18 protein-coding genes are annotated in these 18,769 nt (G+C 67.8%); 11 read left to right on the top strand and 7 right to left on the bottom strand.

The window, feature by feature from the left end; translation table 11 throughout:
* The first annotated feature begins 354 nt into the window (after positions 1 to 354).
* From Mal64_RS09845 to Mal64_RS09830, 4 genes are all read left to right on the top strand, one after another.
* Positions 355 to 765 (top strand): GlcG/HbpS family heme-binding protein, encoded by a 411-nt coding sequence (locus Mal64_RS09845; protein WP_146399610.1) that lies wholly within the window; start codon positions 355 to 357, stop codon positions 763 to 765.
* A gap of 146 nt (positions 766 to 911) precedes the next feature.
* Positions 912 to 1,409 carry a 5-(carboxyamino)imidazole ribonucleotide mutase gene (purE, locus tag Mal64_RS09840; RefSeq protein ID WP_146399608.1) on the top strand — a complete coding sequence of 166 codons (498 nt, stop codon included), beginning with the start codon at positions 912 to 914 and terminating at the stop codon, positions 1,407 to 1,409.
* Positions 1,410 to 1,533: 124 nt separating this feature from the next.
* Positions 1,534 to 2,694, top strand: a complete 1,161-nt coding sequence (locus Mal64_RS09835; RefSeq protein ID WP_146399606.1) for a 5-(carboxyamino)imidazole ribonucleotide synthase — start codon at positions 1,534 to 1,536, stop codon at positions 2,692 to 2,694.
* Between the two features lie 135 nt (positions 2,695 to 2,829).
* On the top strand, positions 2,830 to 3,396 hold the full coding sequence (locus tag Mal64_RS09830; protein WP_231993646.1) for a glutathione peroxidase: 567 nt from the start codon (positions 2,830 to 2,832) through the stop codon (positions 3,394 to 3,396).
* A gap of 33 nt (positions 3,397 to 3,429) precedes the next feature.
* On the opposite strand, the gene Mal64_RS09825 is transcribed toward Mal64_RS09830, so the two are convergent.
* Both Mal64_RS09825 and Mal64_RS09820 read right to left on the bottom strand, forming a co-directional pair.
* A complete protein-coding gene (locus Mal64_RS09825; protein ID WP_197525627.1) occupies positions 3,430 to 4,344 on the bottom strand; it encodes a glycosyltransferase family 2 protein in 915 nt (304 codons plus the stop codon).
* A gap of 5 nt (positions 4,345 to 4,349) precedes the next feature.
* The gene (locus Mal64_RS09820; protein WP_146399604.1) at positions 4,350 to 6,101 is read right to left on the bottom strand and encodes a hypothetical protein; all 1,752 of its coding nucleotides are present in this window, start codon (positions 6,099 to 6,101) and stop codon (positions 4,350 to 4,352) included.
* A gap of 409 nt (positions 6,102 to 6,510) precedes the next feature.
* On the opposite strand from Mal64_RS09820, the gene rimI reads away from it, so the two are divergent.
* Complete coding sequence (rimI, locus tag Mal64_RS09815; RefSeq protein WP_231993645.1) at positions 6,511 to 7,026, top strand: ribosomal protein S18-alanine N-acetyltransferase; 516 nt, start codon at positions 6,511 to 6,513, stop codon at positions 7,024 to 7,026.
* A gap of 126 nt (positions 7,027 to 7,152) precedes the next feature.
* On the opposite strand, the gene Mal64_RS09810 is transcribed toward rimI, so the two are convergent.
* Both Mal64_RS09810 and Mal64_RS09805 read right to left on the bottom strand, forming a co-directional pair.
* Entirely contained in the window at positions 7,153 to 7,563 is a 411-nt protein-coding gene (locus tag Mal64_RS09810; protein WP_146399602.1) for a nucleotide pyrophosphohydrolase, read from the bottom strand.
* Positions 7,538 to 8,545 carry a hypothetical protein gene (locus tag Mal64_RS09805; protein WP_146399600.1) on the bottom strand — a complete coding sequence of 336 codons (1,008 nt, stop codon included), beginning with the start codon at positions 8,543 to 8,545 and terminating at the stop codon, positions 7,538 to 7,540. Before Mal64_RS09805 ends, Mal64_RS09810 begins: the two co-directional genes overlap by 26 nt.
* A 294-nt stretch (positions 8,546 to 8,839) precedes the next feature.
* Between Mal64_RS09805 and larC the strand changes: the two genes are divergently transcribed.
* Both larC and Mal64_RS09795 read left to right on the top strand, forming a co-directional pair.
* The gene (larC, locus tag Mal64_RS09800) at positions 8,840 to 10,012 is read left to right on the top strand and encodes a nickel pincer cofactor biosynthesis protein LarC (RefSeq protein ID WP_146399598.1); all 1,173 of its coding nucleotides are present in this window, start codon (positions 8,840 to 8,842) and stop codon (positions 10,010 to 10,012) included.
* A gap of 1 nt (position 10,013) precedes the next feature.
* Positions 10,014 to 10,445 (top strand): hypothetical protein, encoded by a 432-nt coding sequence (locus tag Mal64_RS09795; RefSeq protein WP_146399596.1) that lies wholly within the window; start codon positions 10,014 to 10,016, stop codon positions 10,443 to 10,445.
* Positions 10,446 to 10,700: 255 nt separating this feature from the next.
* Here the strand turns inward: Mal64_RS09795 and Mal64_RS09790 are convergent, their stop codons facing one another.
* Complete coding sequence (locus Mal64_RS09790) at positions 10,701 to 12,803, bottom strand: thioredoxin domain-containing protein (protein WP_146399594.1); 2,103 nt, start codon at positions 12,801 to 12,803, stop codon at positions 10,701 to 10,703.
* A gap of 157 nt (positions 12,804 to 12,960) precedes the next feature.
* On the opposite strand from Mal64_RS09790, the gene Mal64_RS09785 reads away from it, so the two are divergent.
* Together Mal64_RS09785 and Mal64_RS09780 are read left to right on the top strand one after the other, a co-directional pair.
* Entirely contained in the window at positions 12,961 to 13,551 is a 591-nt protein-coding gene (locus tag Mal64_RS09785; RefSeq protein WP_146399592.1) for an RNA polymerase sigma factor, read from the top strand.
* Positions 13,544 to 13,918 (top strand): DUF6768 family protein, encoded by a 375-nt coding sequence (locus tag Mal64_RS09780; protein ID WP_146399590.1) that lies wholly within the window; start codon positions 13,544 to 13,546, stop codon positions 13,916 to 13,918. The genes Mal64_RS09785 and Mal64_RS09780 overlap by 8 nt, the downstream gene beginning before the upstream one ends.
* Positions 13,919 to 13,993: 75 nt before the next feature.
* Here Mal64_RS09780 and mnmA read toward each other — a convergent pair whose 3' ends face one another.
* Positions 13,994 to 15,124, bottom strand: a complete 1,131-nt coding sequence (mnmA, locus tag Mal64_RS09775) for a tRNA 2-thiouridine(34) synthase MnmA (protein ID WP_231993711.1) — start codon at positions 15,122 to 15,124, stop codon at positions 13,994 to 13,996.
* Between the two features lie 164 nt (positions 15,125 to 15,288).
* Here mnmA and prfB point away from each other — a divergent pair.
* Both prfB and Mal64_RS09765 read left to right on the top strand, forming a co-directional pair.
* Positions 15,289 to 16,408, top strand: a protein-coding gene (gene prfB, locus Mal64_RS09770) for a peptide chain release factor 2 (protein ID WP_391570415.1) whose coding sequence is annotated in 2 segments (ribosomal slippage) — positions 15,289 to 15,357 and positions 15,359 to 16,408 — 1,119 coding nt in all. Because the reading frame shifts where the segments join, the coding sequence is not laid out codon by codon here.
* A gap of 266 nt (positions 16,409 to 16,674) precedes the next feature.
* Positions 16,675 to 17,142, top strand: coding sequence for a hypothetical protein (locus Mal64_RS09765; RefSeq protein WP_146399587.1), 468 nt, complete (start codon positions 16,675 to 16,677; stop codon positions 17,140 to 17,142).
* 12 nt (positions 17,143 to 17,154) lie between these two features.
* On the opposite strand, the gene Mal64_RS09760 is transcribed toward Mal64_RS09765, so the two are convergent.
* Positions 17,155 to 18,723 carry a hypothetical protein gene (locus Mal64_RS09760; RefSeq protein WP_146399585.1) on the bottom strand — a complete coding sequence of 523 codons (1,569 nt, stop codon included), beginning with the start codon at positions 18,721 to 18,723 and terminating at the stop codon, positions 17,155 to 17,157.
* Positions 18,724 to 18,769 lie beyond the last annotated feature (46 nt).

Raw genomic sequence — 18,769 nt, 5'->3', positions numbered from 1 at the left:
GATGTGGGAGGCGTCTCTGACGCCGATAGCGGTGTGTGAGCCGCATAAGGCTAGAGCGGTTTGCTCATAGGTGTAGACGCTCGGCTCGCGATCGGCGTCATGGCTTCGTCAGCCTGCATCGACAATGCACCGCATTGCCTGCTTCGGCTTCCTCGCCACGCCGCCAATCGCTTCCCCGCTCGTCCACACCAATTCGAATACCGCTCTAAGAGCGCGTTATCGGGGTCAGAGACCCCTCCCACGGCCAACCTCTTGGGGGACCGGGACGCTTGGCGGCCCGCTGGCGCGGCGGTATCCTCGCGGCAGGCTTACTCCCCCCAAACGGAAACCCGAGCGGACACACGGAGAATCACTATGGCGGCTGCTGTTGGCGTAACGTTGGAACAGGCTCAGAAGATGGTCGCGGCGGCCGTGGCCAAGAGCACCGAGATGGGCGTGCTGATGAACGTCGCGGTGGTCGACGCCGGCGGCAACCTCACGGCGTTCGCCCACATGGACGGCGCCTGGCTGGGGTCGATCGACATCTCGATCAAGAAGGCCCGCACGGCGCGGATGTTCGACATGCCCACGGGCGCGATCGGCGGTTTGTCGCAGCCGGGCGGCCCGCTCTACGCCATCGAGCACTCGAACGGCGGCTTGATCACGTTCCCCGGCGGCGTGCCGGTCACGGGCGCCGACGGCGAGCTGATCGGCGCGATCGGCGTCTCGGGCAGCACCGTGGAAGACGACCACGCCGTGGCCGAAGCGGGCGCAGCGGCGCTGTAACGATAAGAGCTGTAGGGAACGCCCTCCGTGGCGTTCCTGGCGCCGGGTACAGGTTCTCCTGTTGGGGCGAGCCAGCCCGCCGGGGGTCGGAACGCCACCGAGAGCGTTCCCTACAGAGTTTGATCCGTTTCGAGAAAGGGCCGTCGATGCCAGCCGACAGCGAATCGCCCCTGGTGGGCGTGATCATGGGCTCCCAGAGCGACTGGGAGACGATGCGCCGCGCCGTCGAGGCGCTCGAGGAGCTCGGCGTGCCGTGCGAGCACCGCGTGGTGTCGGCCCACCGCACGCCGGAGCTGATGGTCGAGTACGCCAAGGAGGCCGAGGGCCGCGGGTTGGAGGTGATCGTCGCCGGCGCCGGCGGGGCGGCCCACCTGCCCGGCATGGTGGCGTCGATGACCGTGTTGCCCGTGCTCGGAGTGCCGGTGCAGTCGAAGGCGCTCAGCGGGATCGACTCGCTGTTGTCGATCGCCCAGATGCCGGGCGGCGTGCCCGTAGGAACGCTCGCGATCGGCGCCGCCGGCGCCAAGAACGCGGGGCTGCTGGCGGCGCGCATCCTGGCGGCGAGCCGCCCGGAGCTGCGCAAGAAGCTGCACGCCTTTCAGCAGGCGCAGACCGACAAGGTGCTTGCGCAGAAACTCACCTAGGGCGAATGACCAATGACCAAGCCCCAATGACCAATACTCGCTGACAAGCCTTCTTGGTCATTGGGGCTTGGTCATTGGTCATTCCCAGCAACTTCCCTGTCTCCTTCTCACCACCGCAAAGCCTGTGGCCAACGCCGACACGACGCCTCACGAACCGTTGCCGCCGGGTTCGACCCTTGGCGTGTTCGGCGGCGGGCAGCTCGGCCGCATGTTTTGCGAGGCGGCCTCGGCGCTCGGCTTCAAGACGCACGTGTTCGCGCCCGAGGGCGATTGCCCGGCGAGCCAAGCGGCCGACGCCCACACCGTGGCTGACTACCACGACTTCGCCGCCGTGGCGGGCTTCGCGGAATCGGTCGACGCCGTGACGCTCGAGTTCGAGAACGTGCCCGTGGCCACGGCCGAGGCGGCCGCCCGGCACACCCGCGTCGCCCCAAGCGGCGAGGCGCTGTTCATGGTGCAGAACCGCGGCCGCGAGAAGCGGTTCTTGCTCGGCGCCGGCGTGCCGTGCGCGCCGTTCGCCATGGTCCGCAACAACGACGAACTGCTGGCGGCGGTCGACCTGATCGGCGCCCCCTCGGTGCTCAAGACCACGCAGTTCGGCTACGACGGCAAGGGCCAGGTCGTGCTCCACGACGCGGCCGAGGCGGCCGACGCGTGGGCCTACCTCGGTCGCCACAAGTGTGTGCTCGAACAGTTCGTTGAGTTCCGCCGCGAGGTGTCGGTCGTCGTCGCCCGCGGCATGGACGGCGCCACGGCCGTTTGCGGGCCGATCGAGAACGACCACAAGAACCACATCCTCGACCTGTCGCTGCTGCCGGCCGCCTGCGACGAGTCGGTCGCCGCCGAGGCGCGCCGCGTGGCGGAGCTCGTGGCCAAGGAGCTCGACCTGGTCGGGGTTGTTTGTGTCGAGTTCTTCGAGACGACCGATGGCCAAGTCGTGGTGAACGAGATCGCCCCACGGCCGCACAACTCGGGGCACCTGACGATCGAAGCGTGTGCCGCTTCACAGTTTGAGCAACAAGCGCGCGCGATCGCCGGCATGCCGCTCGGCTCTTTCGAGGCCCCACGGCCGGCGGCGATGGCCAACCTGCTGGGCGATCTTTGGTCGGCGGGCGAGCCCGACTGGGACGCCGCCAAGGCCGTCGATGGCGTGCAATTGCACCTCTACGGCAAGGGCTCGGCCCGGCCGGGGCGGAAGATGGGGCACCTCACGGCCGTGGCCGACACGGTCGAGGCGGCCCGCGACGCGGTGCTCGAGGCGCGGCGGCGGCTTGGGCCGAGTTAGGTGTCGGTTCGAGTCGGCGCGCCTATAATCTGTTTCGCTCGACGACACGCCTCCGCCCGACCAAACGCCACCAAGGTACCGACCACCATGCGCGCTGTAGCAATCGCACTTCTCTGCACCCTTATCTCCCCGACGATGACCATGGCCCAAGAAACGCCGCCCACGGAACCGAAAGTGATCGCCGAGGCCCAAGCCCAGGCGCCGCCGGCGGCGCTGAACTTCGACATGGAGACGATCGACGGCCAGTTGGTCAACCTCGCCGAGAAGTACCAGGGCAAGGTGGTGCTGCTGGTGAACGTCGCGAGCCGCTGCGGCCTGACCCCTCAGTACGAGCAGCTCGAAGCGCTCTACAGCAAGCACGCCGACCAAGGCCTAGCGATCGTCGGCGTGCCGTGCAACCAGTTCCTCAGCCAAGAGCCCGGCACGGCTGCTGAGATCCAGGAGTTCTGCAAGCGGAAGTACGGCGTGTCGTTCGACCTGATGGCCAAGGTGAACGTCAAGAGCAACAAGCCGGGCCAGTGCCCGCTGTACGAGTTTCTCACATCCGAGGACACGAACCCCGGCTTCGCGGGCAACATCAGCTGGAACTTCGAGAAGTTCGTCATCAGCCGCAGCGGCGAGGTGGTCGGCCGCTTCGGTCCGCGCACCAAGCCCGACGCGGTGGAGGTGGTGAGCGCGATCGAGACGGAGCTGGCGAAGTGAAATCCCCTCCCCCACAGGGGGAGGGAGCAGTTGTTAGTCCACCCAAGCGTAGCGCAGGATGCACCACACCGCGCGGAACGCGTCGCGCAGGCCGATCTTTTTTCCCTCTTCCCAGCCGCGGCCGTGGTAGGCGATCGGCGCCTCGACCACGCGACTGCCACGGCGGGCGAGTTTGGCCGTGATCTCGGGCTCGAAGCCGAACCGCTTCTCTCGCAGCACCATGCCGCGGAGGCTGTCGCGACGGATGACCTTGTAGCAGGTCTCCATGTCGGTCAGCGCGAGGCCGGTCGTCAGGTTCGACATCCGCGTGAGCATGCCGTTGCCGAAGCGGTGCAACCATGAGGGGTCCTGCTCGGCGGCGTTCTCGAGGAACCTCGAGCCGTAGACCACGTCGGCCTCGCCTCGCTCGATCGGCGCGATCAGCCGGGCGTAGTCGGCGGGGTTGTACTCGAGGTCGGCGTCTTGGATGAGGAACGTGTCGCCGTCGGCGGCCCACATCGCCGTCTTGAGCGCCGCGCCCTTGCCCTTGTTGTAGCCGTGCAGCACGACGTGGACGTCTTCGAACTCCTGCTCGAGCTCGATCAAGAGGTCGCGCGTGCCGTCGGTGCTGCAGTCGTCGACGATCACCAGCTCGTGGTGCAGCCCCTGGCGACGGACCCGCTCGATGATCTCGCGGATCGTCCCCCGCTCGTTGAACACCGGCATCAGAACCGACACCATCAACCGGGTCTTCGGGGCCGGCTCGTTCGCCAGCTTGTCAGCCAGCGCGGCCTCGGCCTGGTGGTGCTCGTCGATCGCCGCGTCGGCCTCGGCCAGCGTGGCGTTGATGCGGTCCATCATCGCCTGCTGACGCTCTTGCGCGTCGACGCCAGCGGCCGTGGGATTGGCGGCCATGGGATTAGCGGGCGGCGCGGTGCGGGCCAACAGCTCTTCTTCGGTCGTAGCCATGCGGTTCACCTGTCGCTTTCGGGCGTGTTGTTTTCGAAGTCGGCGGTGCGTTGAGCCACCGTCTTGATCGTCTCGTCACGGCTCGGCGTGAGACGGCGCGGCAACGCCGGCCAGGTGGCGCCCAGCGGCGAGACCTCGTTGTGGACGATCCGCCGGTCGGCCGGTACGAATTGCGTGCTCTCGGGGGCGTCGACTACCGATTTGCGGCCCCACAGCTGGGCGACGCCGTCTTGGTAGACGAGCGACCACTGGCCGTCGGGCTTTTCCGACTCTTCGGCCATCAGCCGGCTCGGCGTCTTGTAATGCCGGTCGACAAGCACGTAGTCGGGCTCGCCGTACTCGAGCACGCGTGACGGATCGATCGGCCCCGAGTCGGGCGACCGCCAGCGTGGGCCGGTCTCGTCGCCGAGCAAGAAATCCATGTTCATGTCGACCACCTCCTGCGGGTAGCAGGTGCGGAACCGCCCGTCGAACGACACGGTCACCTCGGGCGCGAGCGCCGCGATGGCGTACTGGGCCCAGTTGAAGCAGACCACCAGCTTGCCGCGCAGCCGCTCCTGGTGCATGTAGTCGAGCGCGTCGACCGGGTATTGGGCGCAGCTGACGGTGAACAGCGAGAGCCGGTCGCCTACCGTCACGCCCTTCAGCGCGAACGCGCCGGACATCGCCACGACGGCGACCGCCATCGCCCACCGGCTCAGCCCCACGACGGGCAGCCCCTCGGCCGCCTTGGCGCGCAGCCGCGTGGCGACCGACTGCACATGCACCGGCAGCCAGAAAGCGCACAGCAGAGCGAAGAACGCGATGTGCCGCAGGTGCTCAGACGCCTGCCAGCCGACGAGCGCGAGCACCACGAGATTGGTCCAGTCACGCCGCGCTTTGCTCGCGATGAGCACGGCTGTGGCGACAACGACGAGCGTGACGAAGGGCCCGAAAGTCGGGCCGCCCCAGCGTGGCGGGCGCCACTCGGTGATCTCCGGCCGCGGCGTGCCGAGCGAATCGGCGAGCCAACGCCACATCTCCAGGCCGTACGGATTGACGAGCGTCGCGGCAACGCACAAGGCGGCTAACGCCGCGAGCCCCGCCGCCGGTCGCCACGCCGCACGGCTCGCCACCAGCAACTCGATCGCCTTGCCCACCAGGTAGACGACCGCGATTCCGAGCCCCGCGACGAACGCCCCGTGCGAGTTGACCCACAGGGCCATCAGCAGCGGCAGCCCAGCGAGCCAGCGCCAGCGGATTGTATCTCCCGAGAACGCCCGGTCGAGCAGGGCGAGCATCGCCGCGCAGGCGACGAAGCTCAGCAGCTGCGGGCGCAAGATCCAGAAAGGTTGCAGGTTGGTCGCCACTAGCAGCAGCAGAGTCCAGCAGGCGATCGGGCGAACGCCCTTCCGTGCCGCCAGGCGCCAGGCGAGCCACAGCACGCCCATGCCGAGCGCCAGCTTGGCGGCGAGCAGGCCATAAACGCCAAGCCCTTGGTAGCCGAACGCCAGGGCGAACTCGGCCAAGATCTCGTGGTTGATCCACGGGTGGTTCGCAGCGGTGAACGTGTGGGTGGCGTGCTCCGGCAGCCGCCCCTCGCGCATCGCGTCTTGGGCGTAGCGCACGTGGCCCCACAGGTCGGGGTCGACCAGGTTGAGCGTCAACGGCACGGCGCAGCTCGCCACGAGCATCGCTACCAGCAGTCGCTTGATCAGGCGATAGTCGCGTTTCGCCTCTTCGAGCTGGGCTTCGGTGGTGACGACGCCGCTGGGCATGGGGGGGGGCTGCCATCGGGGGGGGAGTGATTGGCGGGAGTAGAGTGGCGGCCCCAACGGCGCCGGTCGAGGCGACGCGCGCAATGGGGCAAGAAACAATACCCCGCCAAAACCGTCGTGCTTTGCCTTCGCGGCAAACCTCGCCACAAACTCGCGCCGCACAGCCGTCAGGAGCCTCGCAAACCGCGCCAGCGTTCCCTGGGCAGGACGCTAGCTGCGGGGGGTGTCCAGGCCAATCGGCCAAGGAATCGGCGCTTGTAAATTCTTCGCTTGGCGGGGTTTTCGTGGTCTGTTAGCCTGCCCCCATCACCCGAAGAGACCCCCCTCGGGGGCGACCGACGGGGACTTGTCGATTTACGTGAACGACCGACGGGAACGCCTGTCGGGATGAGTGATCCAGGAGCCAAGCATGGCGATGACGATGAGCACGAAGCTCCGTGTCCATATCCGTTGGATGATCCGCCGCGACATGACCGAGGTGCTCGACATCGAGCGCCTGAGTTTTGAATTCCCGTGGCTGGAAGAAGACTTCATCCGCAGCCTGCGGCAACGCAACTGCATCGGCATGGTCGCCGAGCAGGGCGACCGGGTCGTGGGCTTCATGATTTACGAGTTGCACAAGACAAGGCTGCACTTGCTGAATTTCGCCGTGGCTCCGAACGTCCGCCGTCGCGCGGTCGGCGACCAGATGATCCGCAAGCTCGTCGGCAAGCTCTCGAGCCAACGCCGCACGAAGATCACGCTCGAGGTGCGTGAGACGAATCTCGACGCCCAGCTGTTCTTCCGGCAGAGCGGTTTCGTGGCGGTCGACGTGCTCCGCGACTACTACGACGATTCGCCCGAAGACGCCTACCTGATGCAGCTCACGCACGAGACGAAGAGCCACTCGATGATGGATGGCGGGTACCGCCGGCTCGCTGGGTGAGTGCAGCGGGGCCTGTTCGGCTCGGCTAGGCTTGGTCGGGGCTGCGGAAAGCCTCATGCCACGACAAACCAACTAAAAAACCCCCGCCAAGGTTGGTCGGGGGTTTTTTATGCGCCGTGAGAGACTTCAGCCACCAGCCGGCGGTTGTTTGCCGTTCGGTCGCTCGTAGCTGGGGCGTCCGCGGTAGACCTCGGCGGGGTACTTCGCGTGGTTCTTCCGCATCTTGTCGCGGATAGTCTCCGACAGGTCGAGGCCCAGCGCGTTGGACATCGCCAGGGCGTAGCCGATCACATCGGCCAGCTCCTCGCCGGCGGCGGCCCGTCGTTGCGGGTCGTCGGCTACGGCGCGCGACTCGTCGTCGCCGATCCACTGGAAGTGCTCCATCAGCTCGGCCGCCTCGATGGCGATCGACATCGCTAAATTCTTAGGCGAGTGGTAGCACGACCATTCGCGCTCGGCGACGAACTCGTCGACAAGCTCACGCAGCTCGGCCACGGTGGTCGTTTGATCGCTAGAGGGGGGCGTATCCGTGGGCATCGGCGGGCGTGGGCGGGGGATCGGGGGGCAAGTCGCCCGCGTCGAATCCGGGCAGCGGGAGCTGCCTGGGCGGGTGCGTGCGGTCAAGGTAACGCCCCCGGTACGCCTCCGCCAAGTGGACCGTCAGGTCGAGCGCCAGCAGATCGGCGCGGCCCATCACGTGGCGGGCGCTCCGCGAGCCAAGACCCGCGACCATTTCCTCCAGCACCCCAAGGTGCAACGCCACCGCCCGGCGCGGCGAGAGTCCGAGCCCGGCAAAACGCTCGGCCAGGTCGGCCATCTCGTCCGCCATGCCGCTCGATCCCATGATCGCGTAGGCCCGCAGCAGCTCGCGGTAGCGTTCGACTAGCCGTGGGTCGAGGTCGCCGTTCGTCGCGATTGGGTCGTTTGCCTCGCACTCGACCACCGAGGGCTGGCCCAGCATCTCGAGGCTGTCGATCAACTGACGCTGCTCGGCAAGCAGGCGGTCGGCCTCGCTGTGCTCGAGCGCCAGGCGACGCCGTTCGGCTTGTCGCAGCTGTTGGTTCTCGCGGCGCAGGCGTCGCGACTCGATCGCCCGCGACATCGCCCACAGCAGCGTGCGGGGCGTGGTTTGCGCGACCCAGCAGTAGGCGTCGGCGCCGGCGGCGCACAAGTCGGCCTCCGCCTCGGCGGGCGACGCGTCGCCCAGCACGACGACCGGCGCAAGGCAGCCGATCGCCCGGATCGCCCGGGACAGCTCGCTGGCGTCGAGCTCGCCCGGTTGGTGGGTGGCCAGCACCGCGTCGAACGGCCGGTCGCGGAGCCGGCCGACGGCGGACGTGACGCCCACCGCCTGTTCGACCCCCACGTTGCCGGCGCCCTCGCTCGCAAACGCCTCGGCGAGCCAGTCGCCCGGCCGCTGCGGCGTGGTGACGAACAGCACCCGCAGCCGCCCCGCGCGCGCAGCGGGCGCCTCGACGGGCGTCGTCTCGTTCGGCGGCGTGACAAGCGTGGCGGGCATTGCGCGGAGAGTAGGATAAACAGGCCCTGTGCGTCAACGCGGCAAGCACGTGCGTCATCGCGGCAACCTTGAGCGTCAACGCGGCAAGCAAGACCCAGCCTCACCGGAGGGCACATAGCCGACGAGCTACGCTCGTCGGACCACGCCACAGGCTGCGATACTTTCCGGCGATTCTTCCCGGCGAGCGTAGCTCGGCGGCTATTTTGCCCTCCGTGTCGCCAGCAGCCTGTCCCGTTATATTGAACGGCTCGCTGACCTCCGCCCCCTGAATCCTCACCCCTCCCCACTGCTAGCATGCGAATCGCTTACCTCGACTGCGCGAGCGGCATCAGCGGCGACATGACCCTCGGCGCCTTGGTCGACGCCGGCGTCGACTTGGCCGCCATCCAATCGGGCGTCGACTCGCTCGGGTTGCCGAGTTGCCAACTCGTGGCCGCGGAGGTTAAGAAACGCGGATTCCGGGCGACGCAGGTCACCGTGCAGCACGAGCCGGAGCAGGCCCATCGCCACCTGCACCACATCACGGCGATGATCGACGGCAGCGCGCTCACGCCGCGCCAGCAGGAGCTCGCCACGGCGATCTTCACCCGGCTGGGCGAGGCCGAGGCGCGGGCTCATGGGACCACGATCGAGAAAGTCCACTTCCACGAGGTGGGAGCGGTCGACTCGATCGCCGACATCGTTGGCGCCGCTATCGGATGGGATTTGCTCGGCGTGGAGAAAATCTATTGCTCGGCGGTGCCGACCGGCACGGGGTTCATCCAGATCGCCCACGGCCGCTGCTCGATCCCGGCGCCCGCCACGGCCGACCTGCTGCGCGGCGTGCCGTTGGTCGACTTTCCGGTCGACGGCGAGCTCACCACGCCGACCGGCGCCGCGATCATCGCCACGCTCACCGAGCGGTTCGGGCCGATGCCGGCGATGACGGTCGAATCGATCGGTTACGGCGCCGGACAGAAGGACTTTGAGCATCCCAACCTGCTTAGGCTGATGGTGGGCGAGTCGGCCGACACGCCGTCGACGGCGGCCGATACGATCGTGCTCTTGGAGACCAACCTCGACGACTGCCCCGGCGAGGCGATCGCTCATTGTTGCGAGCGGTTGTGGCAAGCCGGGGCGCTCGACGTGGCGCTCACGCCGATCCAGATGAAGAAGGGCCGGCCCGGCGTGCTCGTGACGGTGCAGGCCCAACCGGCCGACGCGGACAAACTTGCCGCGATCGTGCTGGCCGAGACGACAGCCCTAGGCCTCCGCAAGCAGACCGTGGAGCGGCTTGTGCTCGCCCGCCGCAAGGCGACCGTCGCCACGCCGTGGGGCGAAACCACGGGCGTGGTAGCCACACTGCCCGACGGCTCGGAGCGGTTCACGCCGGAATACGACGATTGCAAGGCCTTGGCCGAGAGGGCCGGGGAGCCGCTTGGCAAGGTTTATGTGGCCGCCGCCGCGGCGTTCGGTCGAGTCGAATAATATGTCGCCCCTATCGTCGATCGCCGCCCTGTTGCCGCTGGCCCCCGTGCTGCCGCTGGCCCCCGTAGTGCCGCTTGCAACAGTGCTCCCCGCGCTGATGTTCACCGCCGGGATCGCGCTGCTGACGATGATCTTGCTCAGGCGCAGCTACGGCCGGCTCGGCGCGCGCAAGCGGGCCGACGTCAGGCCGATCGCCACCCTCCCGCGGCCCGAGAGCGAATGGTCGGGCGTCCAGCACGACAGCGTCGCCCAGGTCGAGCGCGCCAAGGTTGAACTCCATGAGGTCGGCCGCGAATACATGGGCCGAATCGACAGCAAGCTGATCGTGTTGCAAGAACTCGTCACGCGCAGCCAGCAGCAGATCGATCGGCTCGAGGAACTGCTCGCCGAGGCGGAAGCGGTTGAATCGCGCAGCAACAAAGGAACGAAGTGACACTGGCTCCCCTACCCCTGGTGGGGAGGGGCTGGGGTGGGGGTGAAGCGGACTCCGGCGCCGAGCGAAACAGAACGAGTACCCCGGGCCGCCCCCCTGCCTAGAGCGGTATTCGAATTGGTGTGGACGAGCGGGGAAGCGATTGGCGGCGTGGCGAGGAAGCCGAAGCAGGCAATGCGGTGCATTGTCGATGCAGGCTGACGAAGCCATGACGCCGATCGCGAGCCGAGCGTCTACACCAATGAGCAAACCGCTCTAACCCTCCCCACCAGGGGGTGGGGACAACGTGCTGAGTGTTTGGCGGATCGCCTCGGCGCCCGCGACCGGCGCCTGGCAGGCGTGGTTCTCGCAGACGTAGAGCGTCGGCTCGCCGCCGATCGCCTCTTTGCCCTCGAAGGCGCCCGCAAGCAGCGGTGAGCGGTATTCTTCGCCCGTTCGCATGGCGAGCACGCAGCGCGGCAGGTAGCGACGCCGTATCTCGCCGGCGATCTTCTTCGCGTCGTCGCCCCCGCCCACGAGCACCAGCTCGCGGCTTGGCCCCAGCTGACGGTCGAGCGCGGCGAGCATGTTGCCCATCGCCCGCGGCGCCCGCTGCATCAGCAGCGACGACACCTCGAGCGTGCGGTGGGCGGCGTCGAGATAGCGCGCCTCGCCGGTGAGCTGGCCGAGACGCATCAGCGCGCAGGCAGCCAGCGAGTTGCCGCACGGCGTGGCGTTGTCGGTGAGCTCCTTGTTACGGGTGATGAGCGTCTCGTGCCCCGTGGCGGTGTAATAGAACCCGCCGGCGTCGGGGTCGGCGAAGTCGGCAAGCACCGTGTCGAGCAGCCCGGCCGCCTGATCGATTCGCTGCTCGTCGCCGGTCACTTCGTAGAGCGTCACGAGCGCGTCGGCCATCGCCGTGTAGTCGTCGAGGTAGGCGTCGAGCTTCGCCGATCCGCCGCGCCAGGAGTGGAGCAAGCGGCCGTCGTCTGTACGCAGCTCGGTGAGGATGAAGTCGGCCGCCTTGCCGGCGGCGTCGACGTACCGCGGCTCGCCGAACGCGGCGCCGGCCCGGGCCATCGCTTCGATCATGAGGCCATTCCAGGCGGTGAGCACCTTGTCGTCGAGCCCCGGCCGGGGGCGTTTCTCACGGGCGTCGAACAGTTTTGCACGGGAAGCGGCGAGTTCCTTCTCCAGCTCGCCGGCCGGCACGCCGAACTCTTCAGCGCACAAGGCGATCGGCTTCGGCAGGTTGAGGATGCTGCGGCCCTCGAAGTTGCCTAGCGGCGTCACGTCGTAGACGCGGCAGAAGCGGTCGGCCGCTTCCTCGCCGAGGATCGCTCGGATCTCAGCGGGCTTCCAGCTGTAGAAGAGACCCTCTTCCTTGTGGCCGTTGGGATCGTCGTGCGGCGCGCTGTCGGCGTCTTCGGTCGAGTAGAACCCGCCCGCCGGGGCGGTCATGCCGCGCAACGTGTAGTCGAGCGTCTCGCGGGCGACCCGGGCGTGGGTCTCGTCGCCGGTGGCGAGGTAGGAATCGACGAGCACGCCCGCCAGCAACGCGTTGTCATAAAGCATCTTCTCGAAGTGCGGCACGAGCCAACGCTCGTCGACGCTGTAGCGGGCGAAGCCGCCGCCGAGGTGGTCGTAGATGCCGCCGTTCGCCATCTGATTGAGCGTGTGATGGACCATGTCGACGAGCGCCGGACGGCTCGTGTGCGCGTGCATCCGCAGCAGCAAAGCCATGTCCATCGAAGCGGGGAACTTAGGCGCCGGGCCGAAGCCGCCGTGCTCGGGGTCGTACTCCTGCTCGAGTTGCCTGACGGCGCCCTCCAAGAGGGCGTGTGTGAGCGGCGGGCCGTCGCCGCCGCCGGCCGACTGGGCGATGTCGTCCAGCCGCGCGGTCAGCTGGTCGGCCGTGCCGAGCACCTCCTCGTGGCGTTTGGTCCAGGCGTCGTTCACCGCGGTGAGCACCTGGTCGAAACCCGGCATGCCGCGCCCGGCAGTGGGGGGCCAGTAGGTGCCGCCGTAGAACGGCTTCTGGTCGGGCGTCAGAAACACGCTCATCGGCCAACCACCGCGCCCGGTGAGCGTTTGCACGGCGTTCATATAGATCTGGTCGAGGTCGGGACGCTCCTCGCGGTCGACTTTCACCGGCACGAAGTGCTCGTTGATGTAGGCGGCGATCTTCTCGTTCTCGAAGCTTTCGTGCTCCATCACGTGGCACCAGTGGCACGCCGAGTAGCCGATCGACAAGAAGATCGGCTTGTTCTCGTCGCGGGCCTTCTTGAGCGCCTCATCGCCCCAGGGGAACCAATCGACCGGGTTGTTCTGGTGTTGGAGCAGGTAGGGCGACGACTCGTTGGCGAGGCGGTTGGGCATAACGGAGGGGGAGGAGTCAGGAGTCGGGGGAGAATCGAGTGCGGTCAGCCCGCATACTATCAAATCTCAGAACACGGGGTTTTGTGCTATTCCGCTGCGAGCCTTTGGAATCTTTGAACCAAGGGCCCGCCGCTGCGACTAGGCATGCAACGAAACAATGAAACCGCCCGACAGCCACAGCACCGAAGAGACTTACGACCAGTGGCTGGTGTTGCGCGTGCAGGACGGCGACGAGCAGGCCCTGCGCCGGTTGGTCGAGCGCTGGGGCCCCCGGCTGCGACGCCAGGCATTGAGGCTCACGGGACGGCCCGACGCGGCGGCCGACGCCACGCAAGAGGCGTGGCTGGCGATCATCCGCGGCCTGACGCGGCTCGACGACCCGGCCTGCTTCCGCCGCTGGGCCTACCGGATTGTGGGCAACAAGTGCGCCGACTGGGTGCGGCGGCAGCAGACCAATCGAGAGCGAGCCGCGCCGTTGCTGCACGACCCACCCGCGGCAAGCGACAGCGACGGCGCTTCGGACCGAACCGACGCGCTCCGTCAGGCGCTCACCCGTTTGTCGCCGCAAGAACGCACCCTGCTAGCGATGCATTACCTCGACACGATGCCGCTCGCGGAGATCGCCGAGGCGATGACGGTTCCGGTCGGCACGTTGAAGTCGCGGCTCTACCACGCCCGGAAGAAACTGGCCGCCGCGATCCGCCGCGATCCCAATTCCCCCTATTCTGGAGAGCAGCACGATGAGTGAAGACGTTGACAAGCTGATCCGAGACACGCTCCACGAAGAGGACGCTTGGCTGAAGTCCTCGCTCCAAGAAGACCCTCTCATGACCGAGGCGATCGTGCACGCCTTCCGCGGCCGAAAGCGCTGGCTGACGATCTTCCCGATGTTCCTGTCGCTGGTCTACACGGGCCTGCTGGCATGGTGCTGCTATCGCTTTTACTTGGCAGAGATCACCAAGCACCAAATCGCCTGGGCCGTCGGGATCCAGCTCTGCGGCCTGTCGGTTGGCCTCTGCAAGATTTGGATCTGGGGCGAATGGCGTCGCCAAACGTTGGCCCGTGAGATCAAGCGTCTCGAATTGCGGATCGCGAGCCTGCAAGGCGATAGCTAGGGGCGTGCGATGCGATAGGTGCCCTGAGCGACTGTCAGACAGCGATCCAGCAAGGAGCGGCCTCGCGAAACGACATCATTCGATCCAGCCGCCGCCGAGCACGCGATCGGGCTCCGCGTGGTCGTAGCAAACGACCGCCTGGCCCGGTGTGACGCCACGGGCCGGCTCGTTAAAGACGACACGCAGGCGGTCGCCGTCGAGCACCGTTAGCTCCGCCGGCGTCGCCGGCGAGTTGTAGCGGATCTGGGCCATGCAGCGGCGCGATTCGCCCTGGGCGACATCGACTAGCCAGTTGGCGCCCTCGGCCGTGAGTTCGCTGCGGCCGAGCTCCTCACGACTGCCGAGCACCACGCGGCGCGTGTCGGGTTCGATCTTGACGACGTACGCCGGCTCGCCCAAGGCGACGCCGAGCTTCTTGCGCTGGCCGATGGTAAAACCCTCGATCCCCGGGTGGCGGCCGACCACCTCACCGGCGGTCGTGACCAGCTCGCCCGAGCGGTCTTCGTCCGAGTCGAGCCGCCGGCGGACGAACGCGTCGTAGCGTCCCTGGGTGACGAAGCAGATCTCCTGGCTGTCCTTCTTCTCGGCGACGTTGAGCCCGACGCCGGCCGCAAGCTCGCGGATGCGCGGCTTCTCGTAGCCGCCAACCGGCAGCATCATGCGCGGCAGCAATTCTTTGGAGATCCCGGCGAGCACGTACGACTGGTCTTTGCCCCCGTCGACACCGCGTAGCAGGGCGTACTCCTTCTGGGCCGGCCCGTCTTCACGATGCTCCAGCCGGGCGTAGTGGCCGGTCGCCACGCACTCGGCGCCGATCGAGTCGGCGTAGTCGAACAGCTTGCCGAACTTGATCCAGTTGTTGCACTGCACGCAGGGGTTCGGCGTGCGGCCGTGGGCGTACTCCTCTACGAAGTAGTCCATGATGCGGCCGAACTCGGCGTTCAGATCGATCGCGTAGAACGGGATGCCGAGCCGGTCGCTCACGCGGCGGGCGTCTTCGGCGTCCGACGCGGTGCAGCAGCCCTGTTTATGATCGAGCCGCTGAACGATCGGCAGCGCCGAATCGGGCGTCTCGCCGCCGCACGCCGCGGGCGATTGCTCGCCGTGGCGCATGAACACGCCGACCACGTCGTGCCCCTGCTCGAGCAGCAGGTGGGCGGCGACGCTCGAATCGACGCCTCCGGACATGGCGAGCACAACGAGCATGGTCAAGAAAGTCGAAGGGTAGGGGGGAGGTGGGATGGGAAGGACATTGCGACTTCTCCCCAGTTTACGCAGAAGAGGCCGCGGCGGGCGCCCTCGCTGGCGGGGAGGGGTCGCGGTAGAATACGAGGCTTAACCCATAAACTTCAGGCGGAGCGACTGCCACGATGGACAAGGAATGGACCGATCGCGCCGATGCGATCCAGGAGGCCCTGACGCAGCTCAGGGACTCTCTTTGACTACGCTGCCAAGAAGGAACGCATCGCAGCCATCGAGGCCGAGCAGGCCGACCCCGGCTTCTGGAACGACCAGGAGAAGGCGCAGGCCGTCATCGGTGAGCTCAAGGGCCTGACCGCCGTGCTCGGTCCGCTCGACGAGGCGATCGCCGCGCAGGAAGACCTCGACGCCCTCGTGGAGATGGCCGAGGAGGACCCCTCGTTCGCCGAGGAGGCGCCGGCCGAGATCGAGCGCATCGAGGCGCTGCTCGAGAAGCTCAAGCTCGCGGCGCTGCTCAACGGTCGCCACGACGCGGCGGGGGCGATCATCTCGCTCAACGCCCGCGACGGCGGCACCGACGCGAACGACTGGACGGAGATGCTGCTGCGCATGTACCTGCAGTGGGCCGCCAAGCACGATTACAAGGCCGAACTGCTCGACCGCCAGGACAACGAGGAGGCGGGCATCAACAACGCTTCGGTCGCCATCCGCGGCCCGATGGCTTACGGCTACCTGAGGGGCGAATCGGGCATCCACCGGCTGGTGCGCATCAGCCCGTTCAACTCGGCCGGCACCCGGCAGACGAGCTTTGCGGCGGTCGACGTGTCGCCGGAGATCAGCGACAGCGTGGAGGTCGATATCGACGAGGCGGACGTGCGGACCGACACCTACCGCGCGAGCGGCGCCGGCGGGCAGCACGTCAACAAAACCGACTCGGCGATCCGCTTGACGCACGAGCCGACGGGCATCGTCGTGCAGTGCCAGAACGACCGCTCGCAGCACAAGAACCGGGCGAGCGCCTGGAAGATGCTCCGCGCCCGGCTGGCGCGTTTCGAGGAGGAGAAACGCGAGGCCGAAGAGGCCGCCAAGTACCAAGAGGTGGCCAAGACCGGTTTCGGCTCGCAGATCCGCAACTACTTCTTGCACCCCGACCAGCGCGTGAAAGACGCCCGCACGAAGTACTACCAGGGCAACTTCAACGCCGTGATGGACGGCGACATCCAGGGCTTCCTGGAGGCGACGCTCCGCTGGCGTGCGGGGCAGCCGATCGAGGACGACGACGAGGATTGATGGCGTCCCGCTCCCCCTGCGGGGGAGGGCTGGGGGGCCGTGCCTGGGACGAACTGCCCTTAGCCTTAGTGCGACTTTTGCCGTCTCGACGCTGAAGCATGTTGGCGCGTTGGTTCCTTCGTGCGATTGCACTAGGAAGCCGATTTACTGATACCGACCGCTCCGCTTACTTCGTGCGCGGCTCAGAATCACTCGCTCGCCAGCCGCCGCGTCTGAGCCGCGCACGAAGTAAGCGGAGCACGCCGCCCCCCCCGAACCCGATCGCCATGCTGTCCCCGTCCCCCATCTCACTCGCCGCCGGCCCGCTCTCCGTCGAGTTCACATGGAACGTCGACCGCTTCACGCACGTGTTGCGAGACGCACGGGGGGGGGCGATCGCTTGGGCCGAGGCGCCCGGCGCCGAGTCGCCCGTTTACGTCGAGCTGCACGAACAGCAGCCGCTGCTGTTCCTCTCCGGCATGTCGGCCGACCGGCATTGGTCGATGAGCGTCGAGGCGACGGCCGAGGGCCGTCTCGTGTTCGACGCCGCCTGCCGGGCGAAGTCGTCGGCTGAGCACTTGGCGAGCGTGTACGCCGTGGAGGGCGAGGGGATTGCGATCACGCCGCTCGCGACCGACGGCGCGACGCCAACGTTCGAGCGCGAGGGTGATCTGCTCGTGGTGCGTCCGCCGACTCCCCTCGGCGGCTATCCCCAAACGCTGCGGTGGCGTTATGAGGCGCTCCCCTCTTCTTGATGGGGAGGGGATTCAAGCCACCAGCCGCAGCGCCGGCCCGTCCTGCTGCTCGCGTAGCTCGGCGAGCAGCTTGCGGATTTGGGCCCGGTAGTCGTCGCGTTCCACGCGCCAGCGGGCCTCGCGCTTCTCGAACGCGTACTGCTGCCGGTCGAGTTCTTTCTCGCGTTCCTCGAGCCGGGCGGCCAATTGGCCGAGTTCGTCGTTGCGTCGCTTGGCCCAGCCCGTCAGCTCGTCGCGTTGCCGCTCGAGCAGCTCGAACTCGCGCGACACTTGGGCGGCGGCGTCGCGGAGCTCGCCGCGCTGCTCGACGATCGCCTCGAGTGTGTGCTGGTAGCAGTCGGACAGCCGGGCCCTGACCTGTGAGATCGATCGAGTGAGCGCCGCCGGCGCCAACGCGCCGGTGAGCTGCGACCAGGTCTCTTCGGTGGCCAATCGCATCTCGAGCGCCTCGCGCTGCGTGGCCCGCAGCTCCGTCTCGATCCGCTCGAGCGACGCCTGCCGCTGGTCGAGCTCCGCCTCGCGGCGGTCGAGTTGCGTGTTGCGGGCCTTGGACTCGACCTGGAAGGCGGCCCGGTCCGACGTGACCCGCTGCCGGTCAGCGACCAGCCGCTCGTCGGCGTGGCGGACCTGATCGCGGTGCTCTTGGCGGGCCTTGTCGAGCGACGCACGCTCTTCGGCGATGAGCGCCTCGGCGTCGCTGAGGTAGCGTTCGCGGGCGGCGAACTGCCCGACCTGCTCCTCGAGCTCGGCCATCCGTTCCTCGTTCAGGCCCATCCGCTCGAACCGCTTCAGGGCGAGTTCGAGCTCTTGCCGGCGGGCGGCGAGTTGTTGCTCGCGGTAAGCGAGTTCGTCGGCCCGCAGGCCGATGTCCTCGGCCGCCTGCTCGACCTCGGCCCGCTGACGGGTGAGCTCGGCCTCGGCCATGCGGTTGGCCTGCAACTCTTGCTGCGCTTCCTCGACGGTGGCTTCGACCTGGTCGGCCTGCTCGCGGAGCAGCTTCTCACGCGCGTCCAACCGACCGATCCGCTCGGAGAACTCGGCGCGCTCTTTGGCGAAATCTTCGATGCGGCGGTGCAGGTCCGATTGTCGCTCGTCGAGCTCTTGCTCACGCTCAGCGACCTCGCGCCGCGCGGTTTCGACCGCCAGGGTGGGCGCCGATGATTCGCTGTCGCCGTCTCGCTCCAGCGTTTGCTCGCGGGCGTCGAGGCTCGCCTCGCGTTCGTCGAGTTCGTGCCGACGCTCCTCCATCCAGAGCCGCGCGGCGCGGAGCTTGGCCTCGGTCTCGGCCTCTTGGGCGACGACGGCCTCGTGGCGGCGGTCGATGTCGGCCTGCCGCTCGACGAGCCGCGCCGAAAGGTCGGCGGCGTGACCGGCGTGGCCTTCCAGCGGCGCCGGTTCGGCCGGCAGGGCGGACGACGTGGCGTCGGTGTCGGCCGACGACCGGTGGGCGGCCTGCTCGGCGCCGACCTCGACAAACTCGATCGGCTCCGCCGCGTCGGTCGCTTGGGCGCGGCGTACGCTGTGCGCCGAGTCGATGCGTGACGAGCGCGGTCCGCTGGGAGAGTGATCTTCGTGGGCCATCCGCTTGCTTCCTTGCTGCGTGTATCGGCCCGTGCGTCGGTGGCGG

The organism is Pseudobythopirellula maris (assembly GCF_007859945.1).
In the GTDB taxonomy this organism is placed as follows: Bacteria; Planctomycetota; Planctomycetia; order Pirellulales; family Lacipirellulaceae; genus Pseudobythopirellula; species Pseudobythopirellula maris.
The sequence above is the reverse complement of the archived record's forward strand: the minus strand, read 5'-3'. Positions and strand labels throughout refer to the sequence as shown.